Origin of the sequence: Streptosporangium sp. NPDC049078 (genome assembly GCF_040648855.1) — a bacterium.
Classification (GTDB): Bacteria; Actinomycetota; Actinomycetes; order Streptosporangiales; family Streptosporangiaceae; genus Streptosporangium.
The window spans coordinates 1-23,479 of the sequence record NZ_JBEZEL010000001.1; the positions used below are offsets into that span (position 1 = coordinate 1).

At 70.0% G+C, this 23,479-nt stretch carries 21 protein-coding genes; 13 read left to right on the plus strand and 8 right to left on the minus strand.

What is annotated here, in order from left to right:
* Both AB0B90_RS00005 and AB0B90_RS00010 read right to left on the minus strand, forming a co-directional pair.
* The coding region (locus AB0B90_RS00005) for an alanine racemase (RefSeq protein WP_362919956.1) at window positions 1–779 on the minus strand (779 nt) is incomplete at its 3' end.
* Between the two features lie 199 nt (window positions 780–978).
* Window positions 979–2,502 carry an amidohydrolase family protein gene (locus AB0B90_RS00010; RefSeq protein ID WP_362919958.1) on the minus strand — a complete coding sequence of 508 codons (1,524 nt, stop codon included), beginning with the start codon at window positions 2,500–2,502 and terminating at the stop codon, window positions 979–981.
* 203 nt (window positions 2,503–2,705) lie between these two features.
* Between AB0B90_RS00010 and AB0B90_RS00015 the strand changes: the two genes are divergently transcribed.
* A complete protein-coding gene (locus AB0B90_RS00015) occupies window positions 2,706–4,424 on the plus strand; it encodes a glycosyl hydrolase family 8 (RefSeq protein ID WP_362919960.1) in 1,719 nt (572 codons plus the stop codon).
* A gap of 220 nt (window positions 4,425–4,644) precedes the next feature.
* Here the strand turns inward: AB0B90_RS00015 and AB0B90_RS00020 are convergent, their stop codons facing one another.
* Both AB0B90_RS00020 and AB0B90_RS00025 read right to left on the minus strand, forming a co-directional pair.
* A complete protein-coding gene (locus AB0B90_RS00020; RefSeq protein ID WP_362919962.1) occupies window positions 4,645–5,151 on the minus strand; it encodes a hypothetical protein in 507 nt (168 codons plus the stop codon).
* A gap of 185 nt (window positions 5,152–5,336) precedes the next feature.
* On the minus strand, window positions 5,337–6,422 hold the full coding sequence (locus AB0B90_RS00025) for a hypothetical protein (protein WP_362919964.1): 1,086 nt from the start codon (window positions 6,420–6,422) through the stop codon (window positions 5,337–5,339).
* A 401-nt stretch (window positions 6,423–6,823) separates the two neighbouring features.
* Between AB0B90_RS00025 and AB0B90_RS00030 the strand changes: the two genes are divergently transcribed.
* The 4 genes from AB0B90_RS00030 to AB0B90_RS00045 all read left to right on the plus strand — a co-directional run bounded on the left by AB0B90_RS00030 (window position 6,824) and on the right by AB0B90_RS00045 (window position 8,436).
* Window positions 6,824–7,054: a hypothetical protein gene (locus AB0B90_RS00030; RefSeq protein WP_362919966.1), complete on the plus strand. Its 231-nt coding sequence runs from the start codon at window positions 6,824–6,826 to the stop codon at window positions 7,052–7,054.
* Entirely contained in the window at window positions 7,051–7,368 is a 318-nt protein-coding gene (locus AB0B90_RS00035) for a hypothetical protein (RefSeq protein WP_362919968.1), read from the plus strand. The genes AB0B90_RS00030 and AB0B90_RS00035 overlap by 4 nt, the downstream gene beginning before the upstream one ends.
* Before the next feature lie 322 nt (window positions 7,369–7,690).
* Window positions 7,691–7,999, plus strand: coding sequence for a hypothetical protein (locus AB0B90_RS00040; protein WP_362919970.1), 309 nt, complete (start codon window positions 7,691–7,693; stop codon window positions 7,997–7,999).
* 2 nt (window positions 8,000–8,001) lie between these two features.
* Window positions 8,002–8,436 carry a hypothetical protein gene (locus tag AB0B90_RS00045; RefSeq protein ID WP_350946603.1) on the plus strand — a complete coding sequence of 145 codons (435 nt, stop codon included), beginning with the start codon at window positions 8,002–8,004 and terminating at the stop codon, window positions 8,434–8,436.
* Window positions 8,437–8,466: 30 nt separating this feature from the next.
* Here the strand turns inward: AB0B90_RS00045 and AB0B90_RS00050 are convergent, their stop codons facing one another.
* Window positions 8,467–9,291: an inositol monophosphatase family protein gene (locus AB0B90_RS00050; protein ID WP_350946602.1), complete on the minus strand. Its 825-nt coding sequence runs from the start codon at window positions 9,289–9,291 to the stop codon at window positions 8,467–8,469.
* 139 nt (window positions 9,292–9,430) lie between these two features.
* Window positions 9,431–9,673 (minus strand): GntR family transcriptional regulator, encoded by a 243-nt coding sequence (locus tag AB0B90_RS00055; RefSeq protein ID WP_350946601.1) that lies wholly within the window; start codon window positions 9,671–9,673, stop codon window positions 9,431–9,433.
* A 257-nt stretch (window positions 9,674–9,930) separates the two neighbouring features.
* On the opposite strand from AB0B90_RS00055, the gene AB0B90_RS00060 reads away from it, so the two are divergent.
* From AB0B90_RS00060 to AB0B90_RS00070, 3 genes are all read left to right on the plus strand, one after another.
* Window positions 9,931–10,161, plus strand: coding sequence for a hypothetical protein (locus AB0B90_RS00060; protein WP_350946600.1), 231 nt, complete (start codon window positions 9,931–9,933; stop codon window positions 10,159–10,161).
* The gene (locus tag AB0B90_RS00065) at window positions 10,158–10,475 is read left to right on the plus strand and encodes a hypothetical protein (protein WP_350946599.1); all 318 of its coding nucleotides are present in this window, start codon (window positions 10,158–10,160) and stop codon (window positions 10,473–10,475) included. The genes AB0B90_RS00060 and AB0B90_RS00065 overlap by 4 nt, the downstream gene beginning before the upstream one ends.
* 115 nt (window positions 10,476–10,590) lie before the next feature.
* Window positions 10,591–11,022 carry a hypothetical protein gene (locus tag AB0B90_RS00070; protein WP_350946598.1) on the plus strand — a complete coding sequence of 144 codons (432 nt, stop codon included), beginning with the start codon at window positions 10,591–10,593 and terminating at the stop codon, window positions 11,020–11,022.
* A 13-nt stretch (window positions 11,023–11,035) separates the two neighbouring features.
* Here AB0B90_RS00070 and AB0B90_RS00075 read toward each other — a convergent pair whose 3' ends face one another.
* The gene (locus AB0B90_RS00075) at window positions 11,036–14,611 is read right to left on the minus strand and encodes a DUF4153 domain-containing protein (protein ID WP_362919974.1); all 3,576 of its coding nucleotides are present in this window, start codon (window positions 14,609–14,611) and stop codon (window positions 11,036–11,038) included.
* 246 nt (window positions 14,612–14,857) lie between these two features.
* On the minus strand, window positions 14,858–15,547 hold the full coding sequence (locus AB0B90_RS00080; protein ID WP_350946596.1) for a response regulator transcription factor: 690 nt from the start codon (window positions 15,545–15,547) through the stop codon (window positions 14,858–14,860).
* A 235-nt stretch (window positions 15,548–15,782) separates the two neighbouring features.
* On the opposite strand from AB0B90_RS00080, the gene AB0B90_RS00085 reads away from it, so the two are divergent.
* From AB0B90_RS00085 to AB0B90_RS00105, 5 genes are all read left to right on the plus strand, one after another.
* Window positions 15,783–16,631, plus strand: coding sequence for an arylamine N-acetyltransferase (locus tag AB0B90_RS00085; protein WP_362919976.1), 849 nt, complete (start codon window positions 15,783–15,785; stop codon window positions 16,629–16,631).
* Between the two features lie 412 nt (window positions 16,632–17,043).
* Complete coding sequence (locus tag AB0B90_RS00090; RefSeq protein WP_350946594.1) at window positions 17,044–18,615, plus strand: serine/threonine-protein kinase; 1,572 nt, start codon at window positions 17,044–17,046, stop codon at window positions 18,613–18,615.
* On the plus strand, window positions 18,612–20,486 hold the full coding sequence (locus AB0B90_RS00095) for a hypothetical protein (RefSeq protein ID WP_350946593.1): 1,875 nt from the start codon (window positions 18,612–18,614) through the stop codon (window positions 20,484–20,486). Before AB0B90_RS00090 ends, AB0B90_RS00095 begins: the two co-directional genes overlap by 4 nt.
* On the plus strand, window positions 20,479–22,035 hold the full coding sequence (locus AB0B90_RS00100) for a serine/threonine-protein kinase (protein WP_362919979.1): 1,557 nt from the start codon (window positions 20,479–20,481) through the stop codon (window positions 22,033–22,035). Before AB0B90_RS00095 ends, AB0B90_RS00100 begins: the two co-directional genes overlap by 8 nt.
* Before the next feature lie 78 nt (window positions 22,036–22,113).
* Window positions 22,114–23,451 carry a hypothetical protein gene (locus tag AB0B90_RS00105; protein ID WP_362919981.1) on the plus strand — a complete coding sequence of 446 codons (1,338 nt, stop codon included), beginning with the start codon at window positions 22,114–22,116 and terminating at the stop codon, window positions 23,449–23,451.
* Window positions 23,452–23,479: the final 28 nt, after the last annotated feature.

The window sequence follows — 23,479 nt, forward strand, 5'->3', positions numbered from 1 at the left end:
GGGGTGCGCTCGCGGTAGTAGCCGTCGTCGTGGGAGACGTACGCGCCGCTGCGCAGCATCACCCTCGCCTGGCAGGCGGCGAGCTCGCGGCCGATCACGTCGAACCACTGGCTGCCGCCCACCGACAGGATCGGGTCACGCACCCGCAGGTGCTCCAGCGCCTCAAGCAGCCGGTGCAGGTAGGCCCGTACCTCCTCCGCCGACCCCAGCGACCCCTCGTATCCCGCGACGCCCGCCAACTCCACGCCCTCGGCCGCCTGCGCGGCCGAGGCGACCTCCAGCAGCTGGGCGAGCGTACGGCTGCCACCGCGCCCGCCCTCGTGACCGAGTTCGGCCAGCACGCGGAACGGCCTGGCTCCCGCGTGCCGGGAGAGCGCCTCGACCCCGGCCGTCGAGTCGACGAAGCACAGGAACTCGAAGGCGGGATCCTCGTCCAGCTGAGCGGCGAGGGCGGTCAGCCCCGCCGGGTCGAAGACCTGGTTGGCGAGGACGATGCGGGAGACGCCGAACCCGCGCAGGGTGAGCGCCTGGCTGGGGGTGGCGACCGTCATCCCCCAGGCGCCCGCGTCGAGCTGCGCCTTCACCAGCTCGGGCGACATGGTGGTCTTGGCGTGCGGGGCGAAGGTGAGCCCGTACTCGCGGGTGAAGGCCGCGAGGGTCGCGATGTTGTGCTCCAGCGCGCTGCGGTGGGCCACCATCACGGGGAAGGTGAACGCCCCGCCGAACAGTGAGGCTCCCAGCACCGCCCCGGGATCCGCGATATCCACGATGCCCTTCATGTCCCGTCCCCCTCCGCGTCGCCTGACGGATTCGACGGCTTATCGGCCGCCGCATCCGGGCGTGGGAGATCGCGTCCCCCTTCGCCGCCCTGAGGACCCTATCCTCACGGCGACCTTTTCAGGGGCGTGCCCGAAGGGCCGCCGGGGGCGGCGCCGTTCCTCGAAAGCCCGGCGACCTGCCGAGGGGCGGCACCGTTTCTCAGGGGCGTAGTGCCCTGCCGGGGGTGGCACCGGTGAGTGCTCCCGCGGTGAGCACCGGGACCCCCGAGACGAGGACGTCGCCGATCCCGGTGGCCGGGGTGCGCGGGACGGCGTACGTGGCCAGGTCGGCGACCGCGGTGGCGTCCAGGACGACCAGGTCGGCGACCTGGCCGGGGCGGACGAGGCCCCGCCCTTCGAGGCCGAAGCGGCGGGCCGGGTGCGAGGCGAGGTGGACGACGGCCTGCTCCAGGGTCCAGTCGCCGGTCTCGCGGACGTGGTGGCCGAGCATGCGGGCGAACGCCCCGTAGCCACGCGGGTGGGGGTGGCCGCCCACGTAGATGCCGTCGGAGCCGCCGGTGTGGGCCGGGTGACGCAGGACCTCGCGGACCGACGCCTCACCCTCGGGGCCCTCGTCGGGACGGGCCGCCACGCATCCGGCCTCCAGCCGGGTGTCGATCAGGATCCTGCGGCAGAACTCCCCCGGCTCAAGACCGGCCTCGGCCGCGGCGTCGGGCAATGTCATCCCCTCGGCCCACTCGGCACCGGGCACGTGGGAGAAGGTGATCCTCGGCCAGAGCGCCTCGTCCCACTGGATCGCCTCGGACTCCAGCACCTCCAGCGTGCGCTCGACATCGGCGGCCGGAACCCACGGCGGCAGCGCGACCATCGCGAGGATCGTGCTGCCCCGCAGGTAGGGATAGGTGTCGAAGGTGAGGTCGACCCCCATGAGCCGGGCCTCGTCGACGAGCGGCAGGAGCGTGGAGGCCGGGCCGTGGTAGTGCGAGACGTGCACGGCGGCGCCCGAGCGCCGGGCGATGTCGCTCACCTCGGCCATCCCTGCCGGAGCCGCCGCACCGTACCCGCGCATGTGCGTCACATACGGCAGGGTGCCCAGCGGTGCGCAGAGCGCGGCGATCTCGGCGGCGTCGGCGTAGCGGCCGGGGGCGTACTCCAGGCCGGTGGAGAGGCCGACGGCGCCCTCCGACAGGCCGCGTTCGACGCGAGCCAGCATCGCGGCCAGCTCGTCGGCGGTGGCGGCCCGCTCGGCGGCGCCCATCACGTCGTGGCGGATCGTGCCGTGCGGGAGCAGGTACGCGGTGTTCAGCGCGGTCGCCCGGTCGTAGCCCGCGAGCAGCTCCGCCACACCGATCGGCCCGTCGGCCGAGGGATGGACGCCGTTGACGGCGGCGAAGTAGCGGGTCGCGTAGGCGAAGGTCTCCGGGGTGGTGGAGGGGGCGAAGGAGAGCCCGTCCTGGCCGAGGACGAACGTGGTCACGCCCTGGCGGAGCGCGGCGAACTGCACGTCCTTGTCGAAGACGAGGGCGTCACCGTGGGCGTGGCAGTCGACGAGGCCGGGCATGACGTGGCGCCCGGCGGCCTCGACGACGGTCGCGGCGTCCGCGCCCTCCAGACGGCCCACGGCGGTGATCCGGTCTCCGTTGACACCGACGTCGGCCCGGTGAGCCGGAGCCCCGGTGCCGTCGAGCACCCAGCCATCCCTGATCAACACATCGAACGACATGCGGGGATTCAATCACCCGAAAGGTCTGCGCCGCATCCAGCGCTCGTCTTCGTTCTCCCTGCCGCTGTCCCGGATTTCCCCGGTTCTAGGTATGGGAGGAATTTGGGCCCCCCATCCCCTTGACCGTAGCGTGTCAGGGATGGTGCCATCTTTCCCTAGTTAGGAACCTTTCCTAACTAGATGATCGCAGAGAGGGCACCCCTGTGCATGCGAGACCGCGCCTCGAACGCCTCGAACGCCTCCAACGCCCCTCGCCCGTCCTCGCCCTGGCACTGGCGTCGGCACTGATCGCATCGCTGTTCGTGCTGGCGGCACCGGCCGGCTTCGCCGCCGACTCCCTGCTCTCCCGTGGCCGCCCGGCCACCGCCTCCTCCACCGAGGACTCCACCCTGCTTCCCGGCGCCGCCTTCGACGGCAACGCCGCCACCCGCTGGGCCTCCGCCGAGGGCCACGACCCGGAGTGGATCCGCGTCGACCTCGGCGCCTCCGCCACCGTCTCCCGGGTCAAGCTGACCTGGGAGGCCGCGTACGGGAAGTCGTACCGCATCGAGGTCTCGCCCAACGGCTCCACCTGGACGTCGGTCTACTCGACCACCACCGGCGACGGCGGCGTCGACGACCTGACCCTCTCGGGTACCGGCCGCTACGTGCGGATGTACGGGACCGCGCGGGGCACCGTGTACGGCTACTCGCTGTACGAGATGGAGGTCTACGGCAGCACGGGCGGCACGACCCCGAGCCCCACCCCCACGGCCACCCCGTCCCCCGGCGCCCCCGGTGTGCCGTTCGGCTCCCACAAGATCCCCTACGCGGCCGGGATGCTGCGCCCGACCGGAACCCAGGCGACGCTCGACCAGAAGGTGGTCGACTACTACCGGCGCTGGAAGGCCGCCTTCGTCAAGCAGAACTGCGGCAACGGCTGGTACCAGATCATCTCCCCCGACGCCGACCACCCGTACGTGGCCGAGGCGCAGGGCTACGGCATGGTCATCACCGCCACGATGGCCGGAGCCGACCCGGACGCGAAGAAGATCTTCGACGGCCTGGTGAAGTACGTCCTGGCCCACCCGTCGTCGATCACCCCCGGCCTGCTCGCCGCCGAGCAGAACACCGCCTGCCAGAGCGTCAACGGCGGCGACTCCGCCACCGACGGCGACCTGGACGTGGCCTACGGCCTGCTCCTGGCCGACCGGCAGTGGGGAAGCACGGGCACCTACAACTACCGGCAGCTCGCGATCAACCACATCAACGCGATCAAGGCCGGTGAGGTCAACCCGACCACCAAGCTGATGAAGCTCGGCGACTGGAGCAGCTCCGGCGACCAGTACTACTGGATCAGCCGCTCCTCGGACTGGATGATCGATCACTTCAGGGCGTTCCGCAAGGCCACCGGCGACACCACCTGGGACACCGTCCGCACCAACCACCAGAACCTGATCGCCTCCCAGCAGTCGACCTACGCGCCGAACACCGGCCTGCTGGCCGACTTCGTCGTCAACACCAACACCACCCCCAAGCCCGCGCCGGGTGAGGTCCTGGAGTCCGCCAACGACGGCAAGTACTGGTGGAACGCCTGCCGTGACCCGTGGCGGATCGGCAACGACGCGGTGACCAGCGGCGACGCCAAGTCCCTCGCCGCCGCGCGCAAGCTCAACACCTGGATCAAGGGCAAGACCGGCGGCAACCCGAACAACATCGCGATCGGATACTCCCTCAACGGCACCCAGATCTCCAGCGGCAGCGCACCGGCCCACTTCGCCCCGTTCGCGGTGGCGGCGATGACCGACTCCGGCAGCCAGTCCTGGCTGGACGCCCTGTGGAACAAGATGCTCAACACCCCGTTCACCGCGAACGACTACTACTCGACCAGCGTCCAGCTCCAAGTCATGATCACCGTAACCGGCAACCACTGGGTGCCCTGACCCTCACCCGAACCGACGCGGCCCTCGCCTCCCGGCGAGGGCCGCGTCGGCGTGCCCGTAATCGTCAACGGATTCTTATATCGCCCGGAAGGCTGTTACGGAAAGTGTGGGCACCGATGTGGCGTGAAGCCTCTTCCCACCCTTCGGCCACCGATCACCCGCGTCAACAACCCTGCGGGTCAATACAACTGGCCGTTCTCGCGGGCGGCCTGCCCGAAGGTCAGGCGACCGAGGCCGTACGCAAAGGTGCGAGGTAGTGCCATAGGTCCGGGTCCCGGTCCACCACCTCCCTGATGGCCGGGCAGCTCTTGAACATCTGAAGGCTGTAATCCCTCCAGAGATTCAGACCGTGCCCGGTGGCGGGAATCTGTTCCGCCGCACGCAGACCGATGCTCAGCACATCACACAGCATCTCTGCCGTCACGAGCACGCGAACCCGTGTCTCTCCGTTCTGCGGCACCGGCTTGGACTCGTAGAAGTAGGGATACAGCTCGGGGTGGTCGATGATGACCCGCAGAGCATTGTGGAGATTGACGAAAACACTGTCCGTGGTGGACGCCCCGGCGATGGCGTTACCGATCTGCACCTGCTTCGTCGCGGCACGCGTCTGCTGGGCCGCGAAGCCGACAGCCACCACGGCTACGGCGACACTGCAGATGGCCACGATGCTCTCCAATGACACTTCCCCTCCGGAAGAACTGGCGACCTTGACATCAATAACGTCCACCGGCCGCAATTAGCTCCCCATTAAGGAATATTTCCCCACCCAAATTCACCGAATCAGACCTGCGGTCACCTTAGGTGTGAATTTACTGCCAATAGTGCACTAGGGGGCAAATATCCCATAGCAGGCACAGCAGCCTCTTCGAGCTGGAACAGCAGGGGTGCCACGCGGGCCGCCACTCGTGAGCCTCACGCGCAGGTCAGCACGCGGCGCAGGTCCTGGGCCGAGTCCGTCAGCGTTGACGTCGGCCCCGTTCCGGCGAGCTCGATGCGGTCGGCGACACGGAGCAGCAGGTTGACCGTACGTGCCGAGGCGATCTCGCTCGCCTGTGCCATCACCTCCACGATGACCGGCTCGGCCTCCTGCCACGCTTGTGCGTGTACGAGGCCGTTGAGCAGTTGGGCCCCGCAGTTATAGCGAGAACGTCCCCGCGTCAGGTGATGCTCGTAAGCCTCCGTAAGCGGTGTGACAGCCTTGCCCCACGCGCCCAGCTCCGCGTAGGCCATCCCCTGATGCCCGGCCAACTCGGCCTCGTCCATCCACCACGACCAGTACGGATCGCGAGTGCCGATGCTCTCGGTGAGCGCGGACCGTGCCCGATGGAGCGCTTCGAACCCCCGTGTCCCGTCACCCAGTGCGGCGAGCGCCCGACCTCGCCGTACCTGGAATATCGCTTCGACACGAGGAGGGAGGTCACCACCGGCGAGCACGTCGTCGGCGATCCGCAACGTCTCGTGCGGGCGACGCTGAAACTGGGACAGCATCGAGAGGTGAGCCAGCTCCAGCAGCTCCATACTGCGATCTCCTGCGAGACGGGAGAGCATCATCGCCTCGTGGATGATCTGACGTGAGACGTCCTGCCGATCGGCGTCATGGGCCTGCCATGCGGCGATCTCCCCGGCCTCTCCGGCAGCGGCTTCGAGGTCTCGCTCGACGGTCGCGGTGAAGTTTCCTGCGGCGAGTTTGGCACCGGCGGCCCGGAAGACCCGCACTGCGAGGGGGAAGATCTCGTTTCCCCCGTACGCGGTGTCCAGCGCGACAAGCGCCTGCCCGGTGGTCCGGAGCGTCATCACATAGTCCGCGTCGGCCGGTCGGCCGTCTACGACAAATGGATCAAGCGCCTCGATGCCCAGTGATGCCGATGCGTCTGGACGAATATGGACGTTCTCCTCGAACAATTCGGTTTCCCTGAAACCAAACACCCGGCAGTACAGCGTGAGATAAGGCTCCCTGGGCCGGTGTTTCCCCGCTTCCCATCCCTTGATCGATCGCACCAGCGACTCCCTGGCCGGGAGGCGCTCTCGGGTCCACTCGTCAGCCGCTTCGGCCAGGCGCCTGGCCATCTCCTTTTGCGACCAAAGCCGGGCACACCGCTCTTCGCGGAGTCGAACAGCCCATACTGGAAGCTTTTTCATCACGCACCTCGGGCCGAGGGGAAACGTCGACCCCTTTATTTTCCCCCAGCACCACCTACCGATGCACAGGTTTACCGCGTGTGATGGGCAGAGAATTCAAACAGGCGGGACCCGAAGGTGCTCAGCAATCACCCCGCCTTCGTACTGGCCATCCAGCCCGTACGGCATCCCCTCCACATCTTTGCCCACCTCGTGAAAAACGGACTCGTCCATCACTGCGAACGATCGGACAAGCCCGTTATCGGATGGAGGTCCAATCAGTGAACAAGGCCAAATCCACCGACCCTGAATCCACCATCCCCGGCTGGCGGTTGATTCTCAGTGATGCCGGGCGGCTGTGGGCCAGCCGGGAGGAGCCCTTCCCCTCGGTCGCCTTCCACGCCGGCGCCGAGCGGACCGTCGACGCCGACAATCTGGAAGCCCTGCGGGCCGAGACCGAACGGCAGGAGGCCATCGCACGGGAGGCACAGGCCGGGCAGGTGATCTCATGATCCGCCGCTGCCTGTCCGTCGCCCGAGGCCGTCACCGCGACGGCCAAGCCGTCATCGCGGTCCCGCGCTACACCTGGGACCATGAAGCCCGCGCCGAGGCCGCGATGCTGCAGGCCACCCGCCCAGGCTGGTCGGTGCTCTACGGCACCGGCAGCCGTCTCTTCCACGCCATCGCCACCTGGCCCACCCCCGAGCCGCTGATCATCTGCGACCGGACCCTGGAGGGGTTGAAGACCCAGATGTACGAGGCCGAGACGACCGTCCTGCACCGCTGGGCCCTCACCTCCAGCTCGGTCAGCATCGGTCACTTCTGATAGACGGGCACGGCGGCCCCATCTTCTCCAGCTTGGGCCGCCGTACCGCACAGGCGTGAAGAGACGTCCATGTAGTGCGTGACACGGGTGGACACGCTCCACCAACCTGCCCTCGTCGCCCACGCAAAAGTCCTCAAACATCCGAAAACAACACCTCGGAAGACGGCTTCGGCACCTGAGGGGGGTGATTTCTGTGATCTGGGTGACGAAGCATGTCCACAGCGTGCAACGTTGACCCGCGATGGACCGGTCGAATGCTCTACCTCCAAGGCCGATTCGTATGACAACAACAGGGTAATCTGTATGACAGGGAAGGTCGTGAATGAGCAAGCCGCTCCCGATCATCGAACTGCCGTTGGATTGGGACGAGTCGAACATCGACCATGCACAGCGGCACGGGATCTCGCGAGAGGAGATCGAACAGGTCGTCCGCAACCTGCCCGACGTGCGCCAATCACGGAGGGAGGGGAAGCCTGTCCCTGATCACTACCTCCTGGAGGGGGTTACCGACGCGGGGCGACGTGTCACCGTGATCGTCCTCTACCCCGTCACCAGGAAGCGTGACTGGGGTGTGTACGAACTGGAAATCGCACGACCGGTTACCGCATACGACACACCAAGGAAAGGCTGAGCATGACTGAGAACGAACCGACCGCGCAGGACATCGCCGCGATGGACGAGGCTGAGCGTGCCCAGTGGTTCTACGACAATCGTGAGCAGGTCGCCGAAGAATCCACACCTGCCGTTCTCGACCGAGTCGTATCAGTACGGGTCAGCCCTGAAGACCTCGGCCTGCTGACTGAGGCCGCCGCTGCGGCGGGAATGAAACTGAGCGCCTGGTTGCGCGAGGTGGCGCTGGAAGCCGCAGCGATGGCACCTACCGCTCCACCTGCGGCGGTGCTGTCCGGCGAGGAGACACGACGGCTCCAGGACTCCGTTCTGAACATCGTGGAACTGCTGGAGCGCAGTGGCATCAGGCTCGACACGGCGACGGACGATCGCGATCAGTCGCTCATTCTGCGGCCACTGCGTCGTCCACGAAAGAAGAAGATCGAAGCCGGCAAGTAGTCCGTAGGCCCGGATTCCCGGTGCACGACATCAGGAACGCTCCGCAGGGGGGAGCCTCGTTTCGCGTACCTTGGCGATGAGTTCAATGAGGTCGGCGAGAACTTTGGGACCTGCCGCGATGGTGGCTTCGGCGTTCATGGTGTGCGGACTGCCGTCCAGATCAACGACGACGGCTCCGGCTTCACGGGCGATGATCACTCCCGCTGCGGTGTCCCAGGGTTTGTTGCTGAGCATGATGTTGGCATCGACCTTGCCTTCTGCCACCCAGGCGAGGTCGATCGCGGCTGAACCGAACATCCGGACGCGCTGCACTCGGGCGGCGAGCCTGCGGGTGATCTCCAGGCGAGGCCGGTTCTCCGTCTCCGCGTCGGTGCCGACCGCGTAGTCGCCGATAGCGACCACGGCGGTGTGCAGGTCATCTGTCTCGCTCGCGCGGATCTCATGTCCGTTGGCTCGCGCTCCATGCCCCTCGGCCGCGCTGTAGCGGGAGTCGAGGAACGGCAGATCGATCACGCCGAGAGTCGGAACATCTTCCTTGACCAGGCCAAGTGAGACACCGCATAGCGGGACGCCCCGCAGGAAGTTGGCGGTTCCGTCGACCGGGTCGAGCACCCACACCAGGCCGTTTCCGGCACCGGCCATGGCCCCTTCCTCTTCACCGAGGAACCCGATCTCGGGTGTCTCACGGCTCAGGAAGTCACGAACCGCATGCTCCACGGCATAGTCCACCTCGGTGGCCATGTCACGGTCGCCCTTGGCGGTGACGGCTCCGGGGAGACGGGTCTTCACGATCTCACTGGCGATAGTGACCGCCTGCTCGGCGATCGGCAGGAGTGCATAGGCGTCCCCAGTCAAAAGATCTCCCTGGTCTCTCCTACGGCGACTTCAAGATCTCGCTCCATGGCCGCCATGAAGTTCCTTGCGGTGAGTTCAGCGCCAGCGGTCCGTAAAGATTTCACTTCCCCTGTATGCGGTGTCCGGTGTGACCGAGGGCTTATTCCGCGCTGGATGGGGACTTGACGTATACACCCATTCCACGCACGGTCTCTACGAGCCCTTCGTCCTTGAGGACCTGGACCGCCTTGCGCAAAGTGTCGCGAGCGACCGCGAACTCCGCTTCCAACTCGACGAGGCTCGGGATCCGGCGGCCTGGCGGGATCTGTCCCGAGGCGATGCGCTGGCGCAAAATCCCGGCAATCTGCCGATAAGGCGGCACCGGCCCCTCTCTGTCGATCATTCAGCGAGCCTATGCGACCCCCCTAAACACCTGATAGCTACCCCAGAGGCTAGACGGGGGTAGTACACCAGAGGTACGGTTCTCCCGCAGACAGCGAAAGACCACCGGGTACTGAATCGCGCAGCACTCGCCCTGCCGCCGTACCGACCGCCTTGCCCGTACGGCGCACCCTTCCATGCCCTGTCCACCACATAAAACGGGCCCGTCCACCGCTGGAAACGTCCGGACGAGCCCTTGATTGGATGGAGGTCCAATCGATGAACGATGGTAAATCCACCGACCCCGAGCCCACCATCCCCGGCTGGCGGTTGATTCTCAGTGATGCCGGGCGGCTGTGGGCCAGCCGGGAGGAGCCCTTCCCTTCGGTCGCCTTCCACGCCGGTGCCGAGCGGACCGTCGACGCCGACAACCTGGAGGCCTTGCGGGCCGAGACCGACCGGCAGGAAACCATCGCACGGGAGGCGCAGGCCGGACAGGTGATCTCATGATCCGCCGCTGTCTGTCCGCCGCCCGAGGCCGCCACCGCGACGGCCAGGCCGTCATTTCGGTCCCGCGCTACACCTGGGACCACGAAGCCCGTGCCGAGGCCGCGATGCTGGAGATCACCCAGCCGGGCTGGGCCGTGCTGTACGGCACCAGCAGTCGTCTCTTCCACGCCATCGCCACCTGGCCCGTCCCCGAGCCGCTGATCATCTGCGACCGGACCGCCGAAGGGCTGAGGGCCCAGATGCGCGAGGCCGAGAGAACCACGCTCCACCGCTGGGCACTCACCTCCAGTTCAGTCAGCATCGGCCACTTCTGATGAACGGGCACGACGGCCCTCTCGCATGACTACCAAGAGAGCCGCCAACCAACGTCATGCTGCCTTGACGTCAAGGAGGCTTGACGTCAAGGCAGCATGACGAAATACTCGACCCATGGCGACTCCAGAGGATCTTGAACGTCAGTTCACGCTATTGGCCGCGACCGCGCGCTACGACGTACTACGCACCCGTGAGGCCCTGACCGCACCGGCCGACGAGGACGACGCCGAGCTCGCGCCGCTCGACCCCGGCGCCGAGCCCCTGACCCGGGGTGAGGCACTGGAGCTCCTCGCACTGGGCGAGGTGATCGCGCGGAAGGCGGGCTACGGACGTCAGCTCTCCGTACGCTCCGCCCGCCGGGCAGGCGCCTCGTGGTCGCAGATCGGTGCCGCGCTGGGGACCAGCAAGCAGGCGGCGTGGGAGGCCCACAACCGGTGGATCGACGAGCAGACCGGGGAACGCGACGGCCACTGGGGCTGGAACGAGGACGACGCGGCGGCCGCGCGCACGCTCGCCGGCGACCCGGAAGGCGCGGAGACGAAGTGAGCGCGGCCGTCGTTCAGTCCTGGTCGGGGATCTCCAGGCGGGAGAGCGTCTGCGGGCAGGAAACCGTGCTGAGCACCGGCCGCTGAGCCAGCAGTTCCCTCGCCTCGCGGCGGGCCAGGTTCCAGCCGTTCCACGAATCGGGTCCGGCGAGGTCGTTGGCCGCGACCACGTCCCGCAGGACGCAGCTGCGGGACGGTTCGGGCAGCCGGTCCAGGGCGGGCACGGCCTCCGCGCCGAGGTCGCCCAGGTATTCGAGGTCGATCCGGTCCACGCCCCGTACGGCGATCTGGGTCTCCGCGACCCGCAGGTCGGGGTTCCACACCGCGAACGCCAGCAGCGAGACGCTCGTCATCAGCACCAGGGTCCTGGGCAGCCAGCGCGCGTGCCCGCGCCCGGTGAGCCGGGCCGCGCCCGCGGCGAGGACCAGCGCGAAGACCCCGCCCAGCCACAGCACCGTCGCCGACACCGAGGCTCGCAGCCGGGAGAGCCCGTAGGCGTCCGCGTACAGGTCCAGGCGGTGCAGCGCAGAGAACAGGATCACCAGGGTGAGCACGCAGAGCACGCCGAGCAGTCCGGCCATCAGCCAGCGGTCGGAGCCCTTGAGATCCAGCGTCCCCGAGGCGACCGCGACGATGGCGAGTACGAACACGCTGACGACGACGAGCTGGAAGAACCCCGAACGCGCGTACTCCGCGTAGGTCAGCCCGGTGGCGGAGACCACCCACCGGGTGGAGCCGAACAGCACGGTGAGCTGCATCCCCACGAACGTCGCGAACAGCAGGTTCAGCGCCGTCAGCGGGGTCACCCAGAGACCGCGACCGACCGTGACCTTCAGGTCGGGGGCCTTCGGCTCGGCCACGGGTCGCAGCCCGACCAGCACGGCGGAGGCGACCACGCACGCGAAGACGACGAAGAGGACGATCCGCAACGGCAGCGACTCCGCCCACTCCTGCGCGCTGAACACCCGCTCGACGGCCTCGGCGAAGACCGCGTCAGCCGACGCGAACAGCGCGCCGAACACCGCGAGCAGCACGACGGTCAGCCCGCCCCCCAGCAGCAGGGGCATCACCCGGCGACGGGACATGAGGCCCTTCAGCCCTGCCCCGAGGAACCAAGGCACCGGCAGCAGGTCCAGGACCACCGACGCACCGCCCCTGAACACCCCGAGCCAGCCGCGCCCGGCCCCCGACAGAGCGAGCGCGGCCGTCAGGAACCCGGCTATCAGCAGGATGCCGACCAGCCAGTCCGCGTCCCTGAACATCACCGTCGCGACCAGCCCGTAGGCGATCGCCCCCAGCCCCGCCGACCACGGGGTGATCCTCCTGCGCACCGCTGGGATCGCCGCCGCCCCCATCGCCGCGGACACCAGCACGAGTCCCAGCCCGGCCTTGCTGTACGGCACCGCGACCGCGGCGAGCAGCCCGACGGCGGCCGACACCGGCAGCACCCACCGGGGCGTGTCCGGCAGTTCGGGGCGAGGGAAGACCGGCGGCGCCTTGTACCCTCCCGGACCCCCGGGACCGTTGTGGCCTCCGGGCGCCCCGGGACCGCTCCCCCCACCCGGCCGGGAGACCGCCGACGGGCCCATCGGTGACCCCGTTGGTGAGCCCGTCGCCCCCTCCCCGACTCCCGTCGGCCGCGCCTCGCCTTCCCGCCGGGGAGCTCCCGGACCCGCTGCGCGTCGCGCGGTGGGTTCCCGTCCCGGAGGTCGGTGCGGGAGCGGCTCGACGGAGGCCAGGAAATCACTGGTCGGCGTCGTGGCGCCGATGACCGTGCCGACGAACGCGCCGATGGCGAAGAGGACGGATCCAGCGAAAGCGGCCAGCAGGGCGTCAACGGTCGCGAGGGCGATGCCCACGAGCACACCGCACACCAGCCCCGCGATACCGCCGAGGAAGACCCCGGAGAACGCTCCCGGCCAGTTCCGCATCACGACCGGCTGCTGACGTGCGCTCCCGTCTCTGGCGAGCACGGGTCGTGGAGGGTACGGCTGCGGAGAGGGTCGTACGGGAGGAGGCAGGGCGGCGGTTCCGGGGTCGAGGGCGGCAGGCGCCGGTCCCGCCCCCGCCCCCGCCCCCGGCCCCGGCCCCGGCCCCGGCCCCGGCCCCGGCCCCGGAGAAGCGGGCACCTGTCCGGCCGCGACCGTCTCAGGGACTTCGGGCGCGCGCCCGCTCTCCGCCGGTTCGACCGGCTCCCTGGATTCGACGGCCACGGAACCCTGATCGGCCCCGGACGCGCGACCGGCTTCCACCGGTTCGTCGGACACGGGAGTCCCGGTGACCCCAGTGACTGCGGCGACCTCGACGACCTCGCGACGTCCGGACGACGGCCCCGCCACGAGCGGGACGGACGACGTGGAGGCCGCGACCGGGACCGGCGGCGTACCGGCCGTGGACGGAAGCGGCGGCGCGGAGGTCTCGGACGGGACCGGCGCCGTACCGGCCACGAGCGGGACCGGCGGCGCGGAGACCGCGAGAACCGCAGGTTCTGCGGGCTCTGCGGGCTCTGCGGGAGCCTCGCTCGAAGGCTCCTCGCCCCGGGCGGCGGCGTCCTCCCCCGAGGGGAGGGGGTCCTTGCCGGGGAGGGACGGGGGGTTCATCTCGATCCTTTCCGGAAGGTCGGCCACGATGTGGCAGCCGACACCGTCGTCGACGTGGATGGAGCCGCCGTGGAGTTCGACGATCTCCTTGGTGATGGCGAGGCCCAGCCCGGCGCCGCCGTCGTCGGCGGCCCGGCCCGCGTCCAGGCGGGAGAAGCGCTCGAACGCCCGCGCCCGGTCCTCGACCGCGATCCCCGGCCCCTGGTCGCTCACTCTCAGCCGGACCCCCTCTCCCCTGGCCGTGGCCGCCAGCACCACCGCCCCGCCTGCGGGGCTGTGGCGCACCGCGTTGTCCAGCAGGTTGGCGAGGACCTGCGCGAGCAGGTCGGGATCGGCGCGCAGGCTCAGGCCCTCGGGGACCTCGCAGCGCGCCACCACCCCCTCCCTCGCGAGTACGGCCTCCCGCAGGGCCTGCTCGCACAGCGGACGCAGCTCGACGTCCTCGCGCTCGATGAGCCGTGCCCCGGACTCCAGGCGGGACAGGTCGAGCAGCTGCGCGACCAGGCGGCCCAGCCGCTCGGTCTGGGCGAGCGCGGTGCCGAGGGTGACGGGGTCGGGCTCCGAGACCCCGTCGACCACGTTCTCCAGCACCGCACGGAGCGCGGTGATCGGCGTACGGAGCTCGTGGCTGACGTTGGCCACCAGCTCACGTCGCTGCCGGTCCACCTCCCCCAGGTCGGCGGCCATCGCGTTGAAGGCACGGGCGAGCTCGCCGACCTCGTCACGGGAGGACGCGGTGACCCGCAGGCCGTACCGGCCCTTCGCGATGGTCTGCGCGGCGGCGGCCATCTCGCGCAGCGGCTTGGTCATCCCCCGCCCGAGCAGCTGCACCATGATCAGCGCGAACACCACGGCCACCGCGACGCGCACGTCGCGTGAGTAGCCGGCGTTGATGCCGACCTCGTTGACGACGAACGCCGTCACCACGGCCAGCAGGATCACCATTCCGAGCTTTACCTTGATCCGGCCCAGGAAGTCGAGAGGTCTCAATGGTCGGCGCGTCCCGGTGTTGGAGTGGAAGGGCACATGAGTGTCTGAGTGACGGGGAGGGCGATCGGTTCTCCTCCGAGCGTGAGCGCCGTTTCGGAGGCGCGCGGAAACCAGCGTTAGCGGCCGTACACGAACGTGGGTCCGTGGCACCGTCGAGCGTGGGTCCGTGGCACCACGGAGAACCGCGGTCGCGGCCGGGCGCCCCTGTCGGACCGTGAACGGCGATCGGCGTACCGGGAGGGCAGTTCACGGTTTGACGAGGGCGTAGCCGACGCCGTGGACGGTGCGGACGACTCCGGGGCCGAGCTTGCGGCGCAGTGCCCGCACGTGGCTGTCGACCGTACGGGTGGCCGCGGCCTCGGAGAAGCCCCAGATGTCGGCGAGCAGCCGTTCCCGCTCGAAGACCTGGCCGGGGCGCTCGGCGAGGCGGCAGAGCAGGTCGAACTCGGTCCTGGTCAGCTGGGCCTCGGTGCCCCGCACGTAGACGCGGCGCTCGGCGGTGTCGATCTCGATGTCGGCGAGGCGGATGACCGTGTCGGCCACGGCCAGCTGGGAGGCCCGCTCGACCCGGCGCAGCAGGGCGTGCACCCGGGCGACCAGCTCGCGCATGCTGAACGGCTTGGCCATGTAGTCGTCGGCCCCGACCCCGAGCCCCACGAGAAGGTCGGTCTCCTCTCCCAGCGCGGTGAGCATGAGCACCGGTACCGGCCTCGCGGCCTGCATCCTCCTGCACACCTCCAGCCCGTCGAGGCCGGGCAGCAGCCGGTCGAGCACCACCACGTCGGGTCCCGTCTTCGCGTAGGCGGCGAGCGCGGTCTGCCCGTCCCCGACGACCTGCACGTCGAAGCCCTCGGCGGCCAGCCTGTGGCGTACGGCCCGCGCGATCGTCTCGTCGTCCTCGACCACGAGGACACGGCGTTGCTGAGGGGTTGCCATGACCGGCAGCGTAGACCTGAGCCGTGCAGAAGACCTGTGGTGAATTGTGAAGGTTCTGCGCACCCGGCGACCGGCTGACCCGCCGACCGTCCGCGTCCTGACACCCGTCGGGGTGCGGCGGACGTTCGCGACCTTTCCCGTATTTCCCTCGTTCCCGCGAAAGCGCGCGTCTTGTTCCCGAGAAAGCGCACGTCCGAGGCTAGGTACGCGCTCACCTGGGCGTTAACGTGACAGGGTGATCGATGTCACCGCGTACCTCCGCAGGATCGGCGTGAAGGTCGACGGACCTCCGAGCGTGGAGTCACTGCATCTGCTGCACCGGGCACACATCGAGCGCGTGCCGTACGAGTGCATGGAGATCTGGCTGGGCCGTCCGACGACCGTCGACCCGGTGGAGTCGGCGGCGCGGATCGTCCGGGGCCGTGGCGGCTACTGCTACCACCTGAACGGGGCCTTCTCCGAGTTGCTGAAGGCGCTCGGCTACCGGGTGACCCGGCATCGCGGCGGGGTGCAGGGCCGCGCCCAGGGCCCGGCGAACGTGGACGGCGGTCACCTCGTGCTCACGGTCTCCGGGCTGCCGACCCCGGACAATCCTCAAGGGAGGTGGCTCGTCGACCAGGGCCTGGGCGACGCGCTCCACGACCCGCTCCCGCTCGTCGAGGGCACGTACCGGCAGGGGCCCTTCACCTACGGCCTGCGTCCCTCCGAGGTGGAGCCCGGCGGATGGCGGTTCGACCACGACCCGCGCGGCGACTTCCTCGGCATGGACTTTTGCGGCGTGCCCGCCGAGATGCGGGAGTTCGCCGCGATGCACGATTTTCTCTCCACCTCGCCCGATTCGGGTTTCGTCCGCGTGGCCACGATCCAGCGGCGCGACGCCGGCGGTGTCGACGTCATGCGAGGGCTGATCCTGAGTCGTCGTGGCGACCGCGAGCACTCCCTGACCGCGCGGACCGAACGCGACTACTTCCAGATCCTCGCCGACGTCTTCGGCCTGCACCTGCCCGACGTCACCCCGCTGGAACGCGCCAAGCTCTGGCAGCGGTTGTGGACCGCCCACGAGAAGTGGTCCGACTCCCACTGACCCCCGGCTCCGGCTCGGCTCTCAATCCGGCTCGGTTCAGCTCCCGGCTTGGCTCGGCTCTCGACCCGGCTCAGTTCAGCTCTCAACTCAACCCGGTTCAGACCGGCCCGAAACTCCCGTACTCCCCGGTTGCGCCCTTCGCCGCCCGTCGTCGGCGACTGCTTCGGCTCCGCTTGAGGATCTTTCCCAGGAAGTTGCGGAGTAGCGTCTCGACGACCTCCAGGCGTTCGGAGAACTCGCAGGAGGCAGCCCCCTGCTCTCCGTTTCACCCCGCCCCAGGGGCATCATGAGGACACTCGTAACACTACGAGAACAGAAGCCACGGGACGGCGGATGGGGCGGAATCATTGCTCATTGGTTCATGTGCCACTAAGTGACTATGTTGCTGTCCGCGATGGGTTGAGCGAACGGGGTGAACGGGATCGACACTCGAGTGCTGGCGGGCCGTTACCGGCTGCTGAACCCTCTCGCCGAGGGCGGGGCGGGCACGGTCTGGCTCGCCACCGACGAGACGCTTGGCCGCGACGTGGCGGTGAAGGAGGTACGACTCCCTCCTGACCTCGATCCCGCCAGGCGACAGGAGATCTTCGCCTCGGCGCTCCGCGAGGCGAACCTCGCCGCCCGGCTCAAGCACCCCTCGATCGTGACCGTCCACGACGTGATCATCGACCGGGATCAGCCCTGGCTCGTCATGGAGTTGCTGTCGGGCACCTCCCTGGAGCAGACCGTCCGCGACCGGAGCCCGCTGCCCGCGCACCAGGTGGCGAGGATCGGCGTGGGCATCCTCAGCGCGCTCGGTGCCGCGCACGCCGCCGGGGTGGTCCACCACGACGTCAAGCCCGGCAACGTCTTCCTCACCAGGACCGGCAAGGCCGTCCTCACCGACTTCGGCTTCGCGGTCGCCGACGGCGAGGCCACCTCGGGCCGGACCGGCCACCTGGTCGGCTCGCCCAACTACATCGCGCCGGAACGGCTGCGCGGCGAGCGCGGCGGCCCCGCCTCCGACCTGTGGTCCCTCGGCGCCACGCTCTACTTCGCCGTCGAGGGGGTGCCGCCGCACCCCGCGGAGAGCCCCATCGCGGCGATCGGCCGGGTGCTCACCGAACCGCCTAGGCCGCCGGAGCGCGCGGGCGAGCTGGGCGAGCTGCTGACGCGCATGCTCGACCCGGTTCCCGAGACCCGGCCGTCCTTCGAGTCCGTCGCCCGCTCGCTGGGAGAGCTGGCCGCAGGGCGTACGGCGACCGGGACACCGGCCGCGCCGCCCGTCCCCCCGCCGTCCCCCGCCCCCGTCGTCCCCGTACTGCCGCCCAAGCCGCGCCTGAGCCGTACGGCGCGGTGGGCCGCCGTCGAGACGGCCGGGATCGCGGTGGTCGTCGCGGTCACCTTCGGGGTGACGTTCCTGCTCACCTCGAACCCCACGGCCGCCGAGAAGCGGGTCAGGCTCAGCGAGAGTCCCGGCGCCTTCGCCACGCCGGTGGACGTGTGCGCGCTCGTCCCCGGCTCCATGGCCAGGCAGCTGCTGCCCGCGCTGACGGGCGAGGGCAAGCCGACCAACGACGGTGGCTGCCAGTGGGCCACCAGCGGCATGGGGCTGGAGGTGCGTCTCTCCGGCGCCGACCAGTGGGGCAAGAGCCCGCGGCAGGCCCACGAGCTGTTCGTGAACCGGCGCCACGAGGTCATACCGAGCGGGGAGAACGCCTGGAGCTGGCCGGAGATCCAGGCCGGTATCCGCTCCTCGCGCAGCACGGCGCCGATGGCGGTGGAACCCGTCGGGGACGAGGCGTTCGGCTACGACGTCTACGAGAATCGCAAGACAGGCAGGCTGGAGCAGAGCTACGTGGTCGTACGCGTGGACAATCTCGTCCTCGACGTCGGTTACACCGTGGTCGACGGCAGCAAGGACGGCCCGGCGATCCAGGCGGGCGCTCACACCACCGCGACATGGGTCGCGAACGCCTTGAACAAGCAGAAAGCGAGCGGATGAACCATCCAGAGGTCCCTCGAACGCAGGGCAGGCACGCGGGCGCGCACGCCGCTCCCACCGCGCCGGGGCCCGGGATCGCCGGAGCCGAGGGCGCGCCGATGCTTGAACAGAGCTCACTGGAACAGGTGATCGCCCGGTTCGGGCCGATGTCCCCGCAGCAGGCCGCGGTGGTCGGGGTGGCCGTGCTGGACCAGCTCGTGGTGTCGCACCGGCAGGGCATGCTCCACGGCGACGTACGGCCGGGTTCGGTACTGCTCGGCCCGTACGAGCAGATCATCCTATCCGCGCCGTCCCTGCCGTCCCCGCTCTTCACCTCCCCCGAGGGGGTGACCAGCCCCGCCGCCGACCTGTGGTCACTCGGCGCGACCCTCTACACCGCCGTCGAGGGCCGTCCGCCGTCGCCCGGCGGTTCCCTGGACAACGCGGGCCCGATCGCGCCCGTCCTGTTCCACCTGCTCGCGGCCGACCCCTCCCAGCGGCCCGACCCGATCACCCTGCGCGGCGCCCTGATCGAGGTCTCCCAGTACCGTCCGGGGCCTCCGGCCGCGCCGCCTCCCACCGGCGCGCTCCCTTCGACCTCGGGAGGTTTCGTCGGGGGAACCTCGGAGCCGGGAGCCTCCGACCCCCCTTCGTCTTCCGTTTCCTCCCCTTCCATCCCTTTCCCCCCCTCCGCTGTCGCGGCGACGGCGGCCTTCGGGCAGACGCCCCCTCCGGGCCCCGGCACTCCCGGGGCCCCGGGAGCGGCCACCACGACAGGACCGCAGAGGTACGAGGCGACCGCGCCCCTCGGAGGTCCCGGGGTCGCGGGCAGGCAGGAGGACGAGGCCGCCCCGTCCCGCCCGGGAGAGGAGACCGCGCCCTTCAGGAAGACCCTCACCGAGCAGATGTCCGACATCACGGCGAAGCTTCCCCAGCAGGACGTCCCCGTCCCCCCACAGGTCGCGCTCTCCTCCTCTCCGGGCACGCCGATCGCCTGGCAGAACCAGCCTTCGCAGAACCAGCCCTCACCGCAGCAGCGGACCGCCCCCGGCCTCCCCCCGCAGGGACAGCCCCACCAGGGCACACCCCAGCAGGGACAGCCCCACCCAGGCGCGCCCTTCCCCTCCGCTCCCACACCGCCCCACCAGAACCCGCAGGACGCCCCCACCTCGCGTGAGCCGGCCCCCCTTCCCGTTCCCACGCCACCGGGCGCGTCCGCGGAGCCTTCCGAGCGGACGACGGGGGTGCTCGTACCCCGGCCCGTCGTCGCGCTCACCGGCGCGCTGCTCTTCGGCATGGCGGTCACCATCGGCGTCCTCCTCACCTCGATCGTCACGAACGCCGACGACACCGTCGCCGCCGAACCGTCGGGCGCAAAGGGCCGCTTCGCCACGGCTCCCCGGGCCTGCGGCCTGCTCGACGACGACCAGGTGAGCCAGGTCGTACCGGGATACAAGAGCTCGGAGGTCGAGCACTCCGTCTGCAACTGGCTCAACCAGCACGACTGGCGCAAGCCCAACGTCGAGAAGTACGACCTGCGCGTCCGGTTGATCGCCCAGAAGCAGGACGGTTCCGAGGTCATGAGGGCGAGGGAGTATCTGGCGGGCAAGAAGAAGGATCTCGTCGACAAGGGCCAGTTCGTCACCCCCAAGCCCCTCCCGCCCAAGGACCTGCGGGGCGTCGGCGAGGAGGCGTTCACCTCGGGCACGTACAACGCCATCAACCTGTACAACGGCTCCTACAAGGCGACCGTGGTCTTCCGGGTCAGCAACCTGATCGCCGAGGTCGAGTACGAGCGGGGCGGCGTCAAGGAGGACCCCGACGGCAAGATCGCCGAAGGCGCGCTGCGGGTGGCCCGCTGGCTCAACGACTCCCTGAAAACCGATGACTGATCGGATGGCGGGCCCGCTGCCGATACTGGCGGGTCGCTACCGGGCCGTGGAGAAGCTCGGCGCGGGCGGGATGGGTGTCGTGTGGCGGGCCCGCGACGAGCTGCTCCACCGCGAGGTCGCGATCAAGGAGGTCAAGCTCGGCCCGCACCTGCCCGAGGCGCAACGCGTCGAGGCGCGGGAACGCACCCTGCGCGAGGCGCGTGCCGCCGCCCGGCTGGGGCACCCGTCCATCGTGGCCGTACACGACGTCGTCGCGCAGGACGGCCGCCCGTGGATCGTGATGGACCTGGTCAAGGGCCGTTCGCTGGAACAGGCGATCCAGGCCGAGGGGCCGCTCCCGCCCCGGAGGGCGGCCGTGATCGGCCTGGCCGTGCTGGACGCGCTCGCCCTCGCGCACAGCCGGGGCATCGTGCACCGCGACGTGAAACCGGCGAACATCATGCTCGCCGTGGACGGCGGGGTGCTGCTGACCGACTTCGGCATCGCCGTCCTGGAGGGGGACGTCCAGCTCACCTCCCCGGACGCGCTGATCGGCTCCCCCGGCTACATGGCCCCCGAGCGGCTGCGCGGCACCGACGACGGCCCGGCCACCGACCTGTGGTCCCTTGCGGCGACCCTGTACACGGCCGTCGAGGGCCGGAGTCCCTTCCGTCGCGACAGCCCGGCCGCGACCATCGGCGCGATCCTCACCCAGGAGGTGCCCCCGCCCCGCGGGGCGGGGGATCTGACTCCGGTGCTCATGGCGGCCCTGACCAAGGATCCCCGGCTGCGCCCAGGGGAGGCGGGACTGCGCACGGCCCTGCGGCAGATCTCCCAGGGACTGCCCCCGCAGCCGCTCTCCCCGGTCTCCCCGGCCTCCCCCGGCCCGGCCGCCCCGCCCCTCTCCACGCAGGAGACCGTGCCGGGAAGGCGGGCGGCCAAGCCCCGCCGTACCGCCCTGATCACCGGGGCCGCGCTCGCCACGGTGGCGCTCGCCGCGACCGGGGCGGTGGTCCTGATGACGTCGAACGACTCAGAGGCGCCCGCGACCCCGTCGCCCACGACCGGCGCCGGACGGTTCGCCACCGCGCCCGACGCCTGCTCGCTGCTGGCGGACTCCCAGAGCCGGGCCGTGGCGCCCAGCGCGACCCCCAAGCCCGCGACGACCACGCGGGCGGAAGAGGGGTCCTCCTGCGGCTGGGGCGGGCCGTCGGAAGCGCACTGGTTGCGGGTCTCACTCACCCGCAAGGCCCCCGTGAACGCGAAGGCCGCCCCGGAGGTGGCCCACGAGTTCTTCGTCTCCGAACGCACCAGGACCATCGCCGACAGGGGAGAAGGCCCCTTCGGCTCGACCGGTGCCGTCAGGAAGGCCGATCGGGTGGGCGCGGAGGCCTTCGCCTTCGACGTGACCGCGCTGGACCGGGTCCACTCCACGGTTCGTTTCCGGATCAGCAACCTGCTGATCGAGGTAGACGTGTCACAGAAGGGCGAGCGCCCGAACGCCGAAATGCGCCGGCAGGCCCTTCGCGCCGCCCGCCAGGTCGCCGAGAAGCTGAACAACCTTGACTGAGCGCCCTCGTCCCGCGTTTCCCCCGGCGGCCCTCGGGCGACCCGCACGGTTCGACACCAGCGCACCCGAGGAACCGGTATGAGCGACCCGAACCTGCTGGCCGGTCGCTATCGGTTGCTGGAGCGCCGCGACCGCACAGGAACCACCTGGCGTTCCCGCGACGAACTGCTCCAGCGCGACGTCACGGTCACCGGGATGGCGCTCCCGCCGCCCGGCCCGCAGCGCGACGGCCTCCTCGCCAGGATCCGCGCCGCGGCGGACCTCAGGCACCCGAACGTCATCACCCTGCACGACGTCGTCTCCTTCCCCGACCAGGTCTGGCTGATCCTGGAGTCGGTCGAGGGCCGCTCGGTGCTGCAGACCGTCCGGGCCGAGGGGCCGCTCACCTCCGAGCGGACGGCCGAGGTCGGGCTGCGCGTACTGGACGCGCAGACCGCCGCCCACGAGCGCGGTGTTCACCTTCTGGCAGGCCCGGAGAGCGTGCTTCTCACCCCTGACGGCAGGGTCGTGGTCACCGGCTTCGCCATGTTCGACGCCACCGACGAGCTGCGCGACCTGGGCGCCGTCCTGTTCACCGCCGTCGAGGGACAGGTGCCGGACACCGGCCCGCGCCCGGCGGACGGCACCGCCCCGGCCTCTCCCCTGGGGGACCTCGTCGAATCCGGCCCCGCCTCGGGGGGCACCGGCGCGGCGACCTCCGGCCCGCTCGCCCCGCTGGTGGAGAGTCTGCTCACGGCCGACCCGGCCCACCGCCCGGACGCCGACACCGCCCGCACGATCCTGCGGGGACTCACCCCCCGGCCCGCCGGATCACGCCGCCCCCTCCTGATCGTCGTGGCCGCCGCGCTGGTCCTCCTGGCCGGCGGCGGTACGGCGTTCTGGCTCTGGTCCCGTCCCGCGTCCCAGCCGACGAACGCGGCTCCGGCACCGCTGCCCACCTTCTTCGCGAAGGCCCCTGACCCGTGCTCCCTGATCTCGGAGGAACAGGCGGGCCGCCTCTACCTCGCGCCCTCCCCGTCGAGAGAGAAGGCGACGTGCGAGTGGCAGGCGGCTGACACGACCGCGCCCGGCAGTCTCAGGAACACTCTGAAGATCACCGTCGTCCGCGAATCGAAGGCGACGCTCGCGCACGCGAAATACCTTCGCCTCCACGCACAGGACACGAAGGACACGCGGACCGTGAGCGCTCTCGCCGATGTGCCGGGGCTCGGCGACGAGGCCTACGCCTACCAGATCAGCAACGGTCATTCGAGCGTCAACTCGGTGATCGTCATTCGTGTGGGAAACATCGTGACGGCGCTGCAGTATCACCGGTTCACCGTTCCGGACACCGATGGCAGGGGAAGCGCCGGAGCCCTCCAGGCGGCCCGCTGGACGGTCGACTCACTCCGCGTCCGGGAGACGCCATCCGGGTAGCGAACCCCCGAGCGCCGTCCCTCCGGTC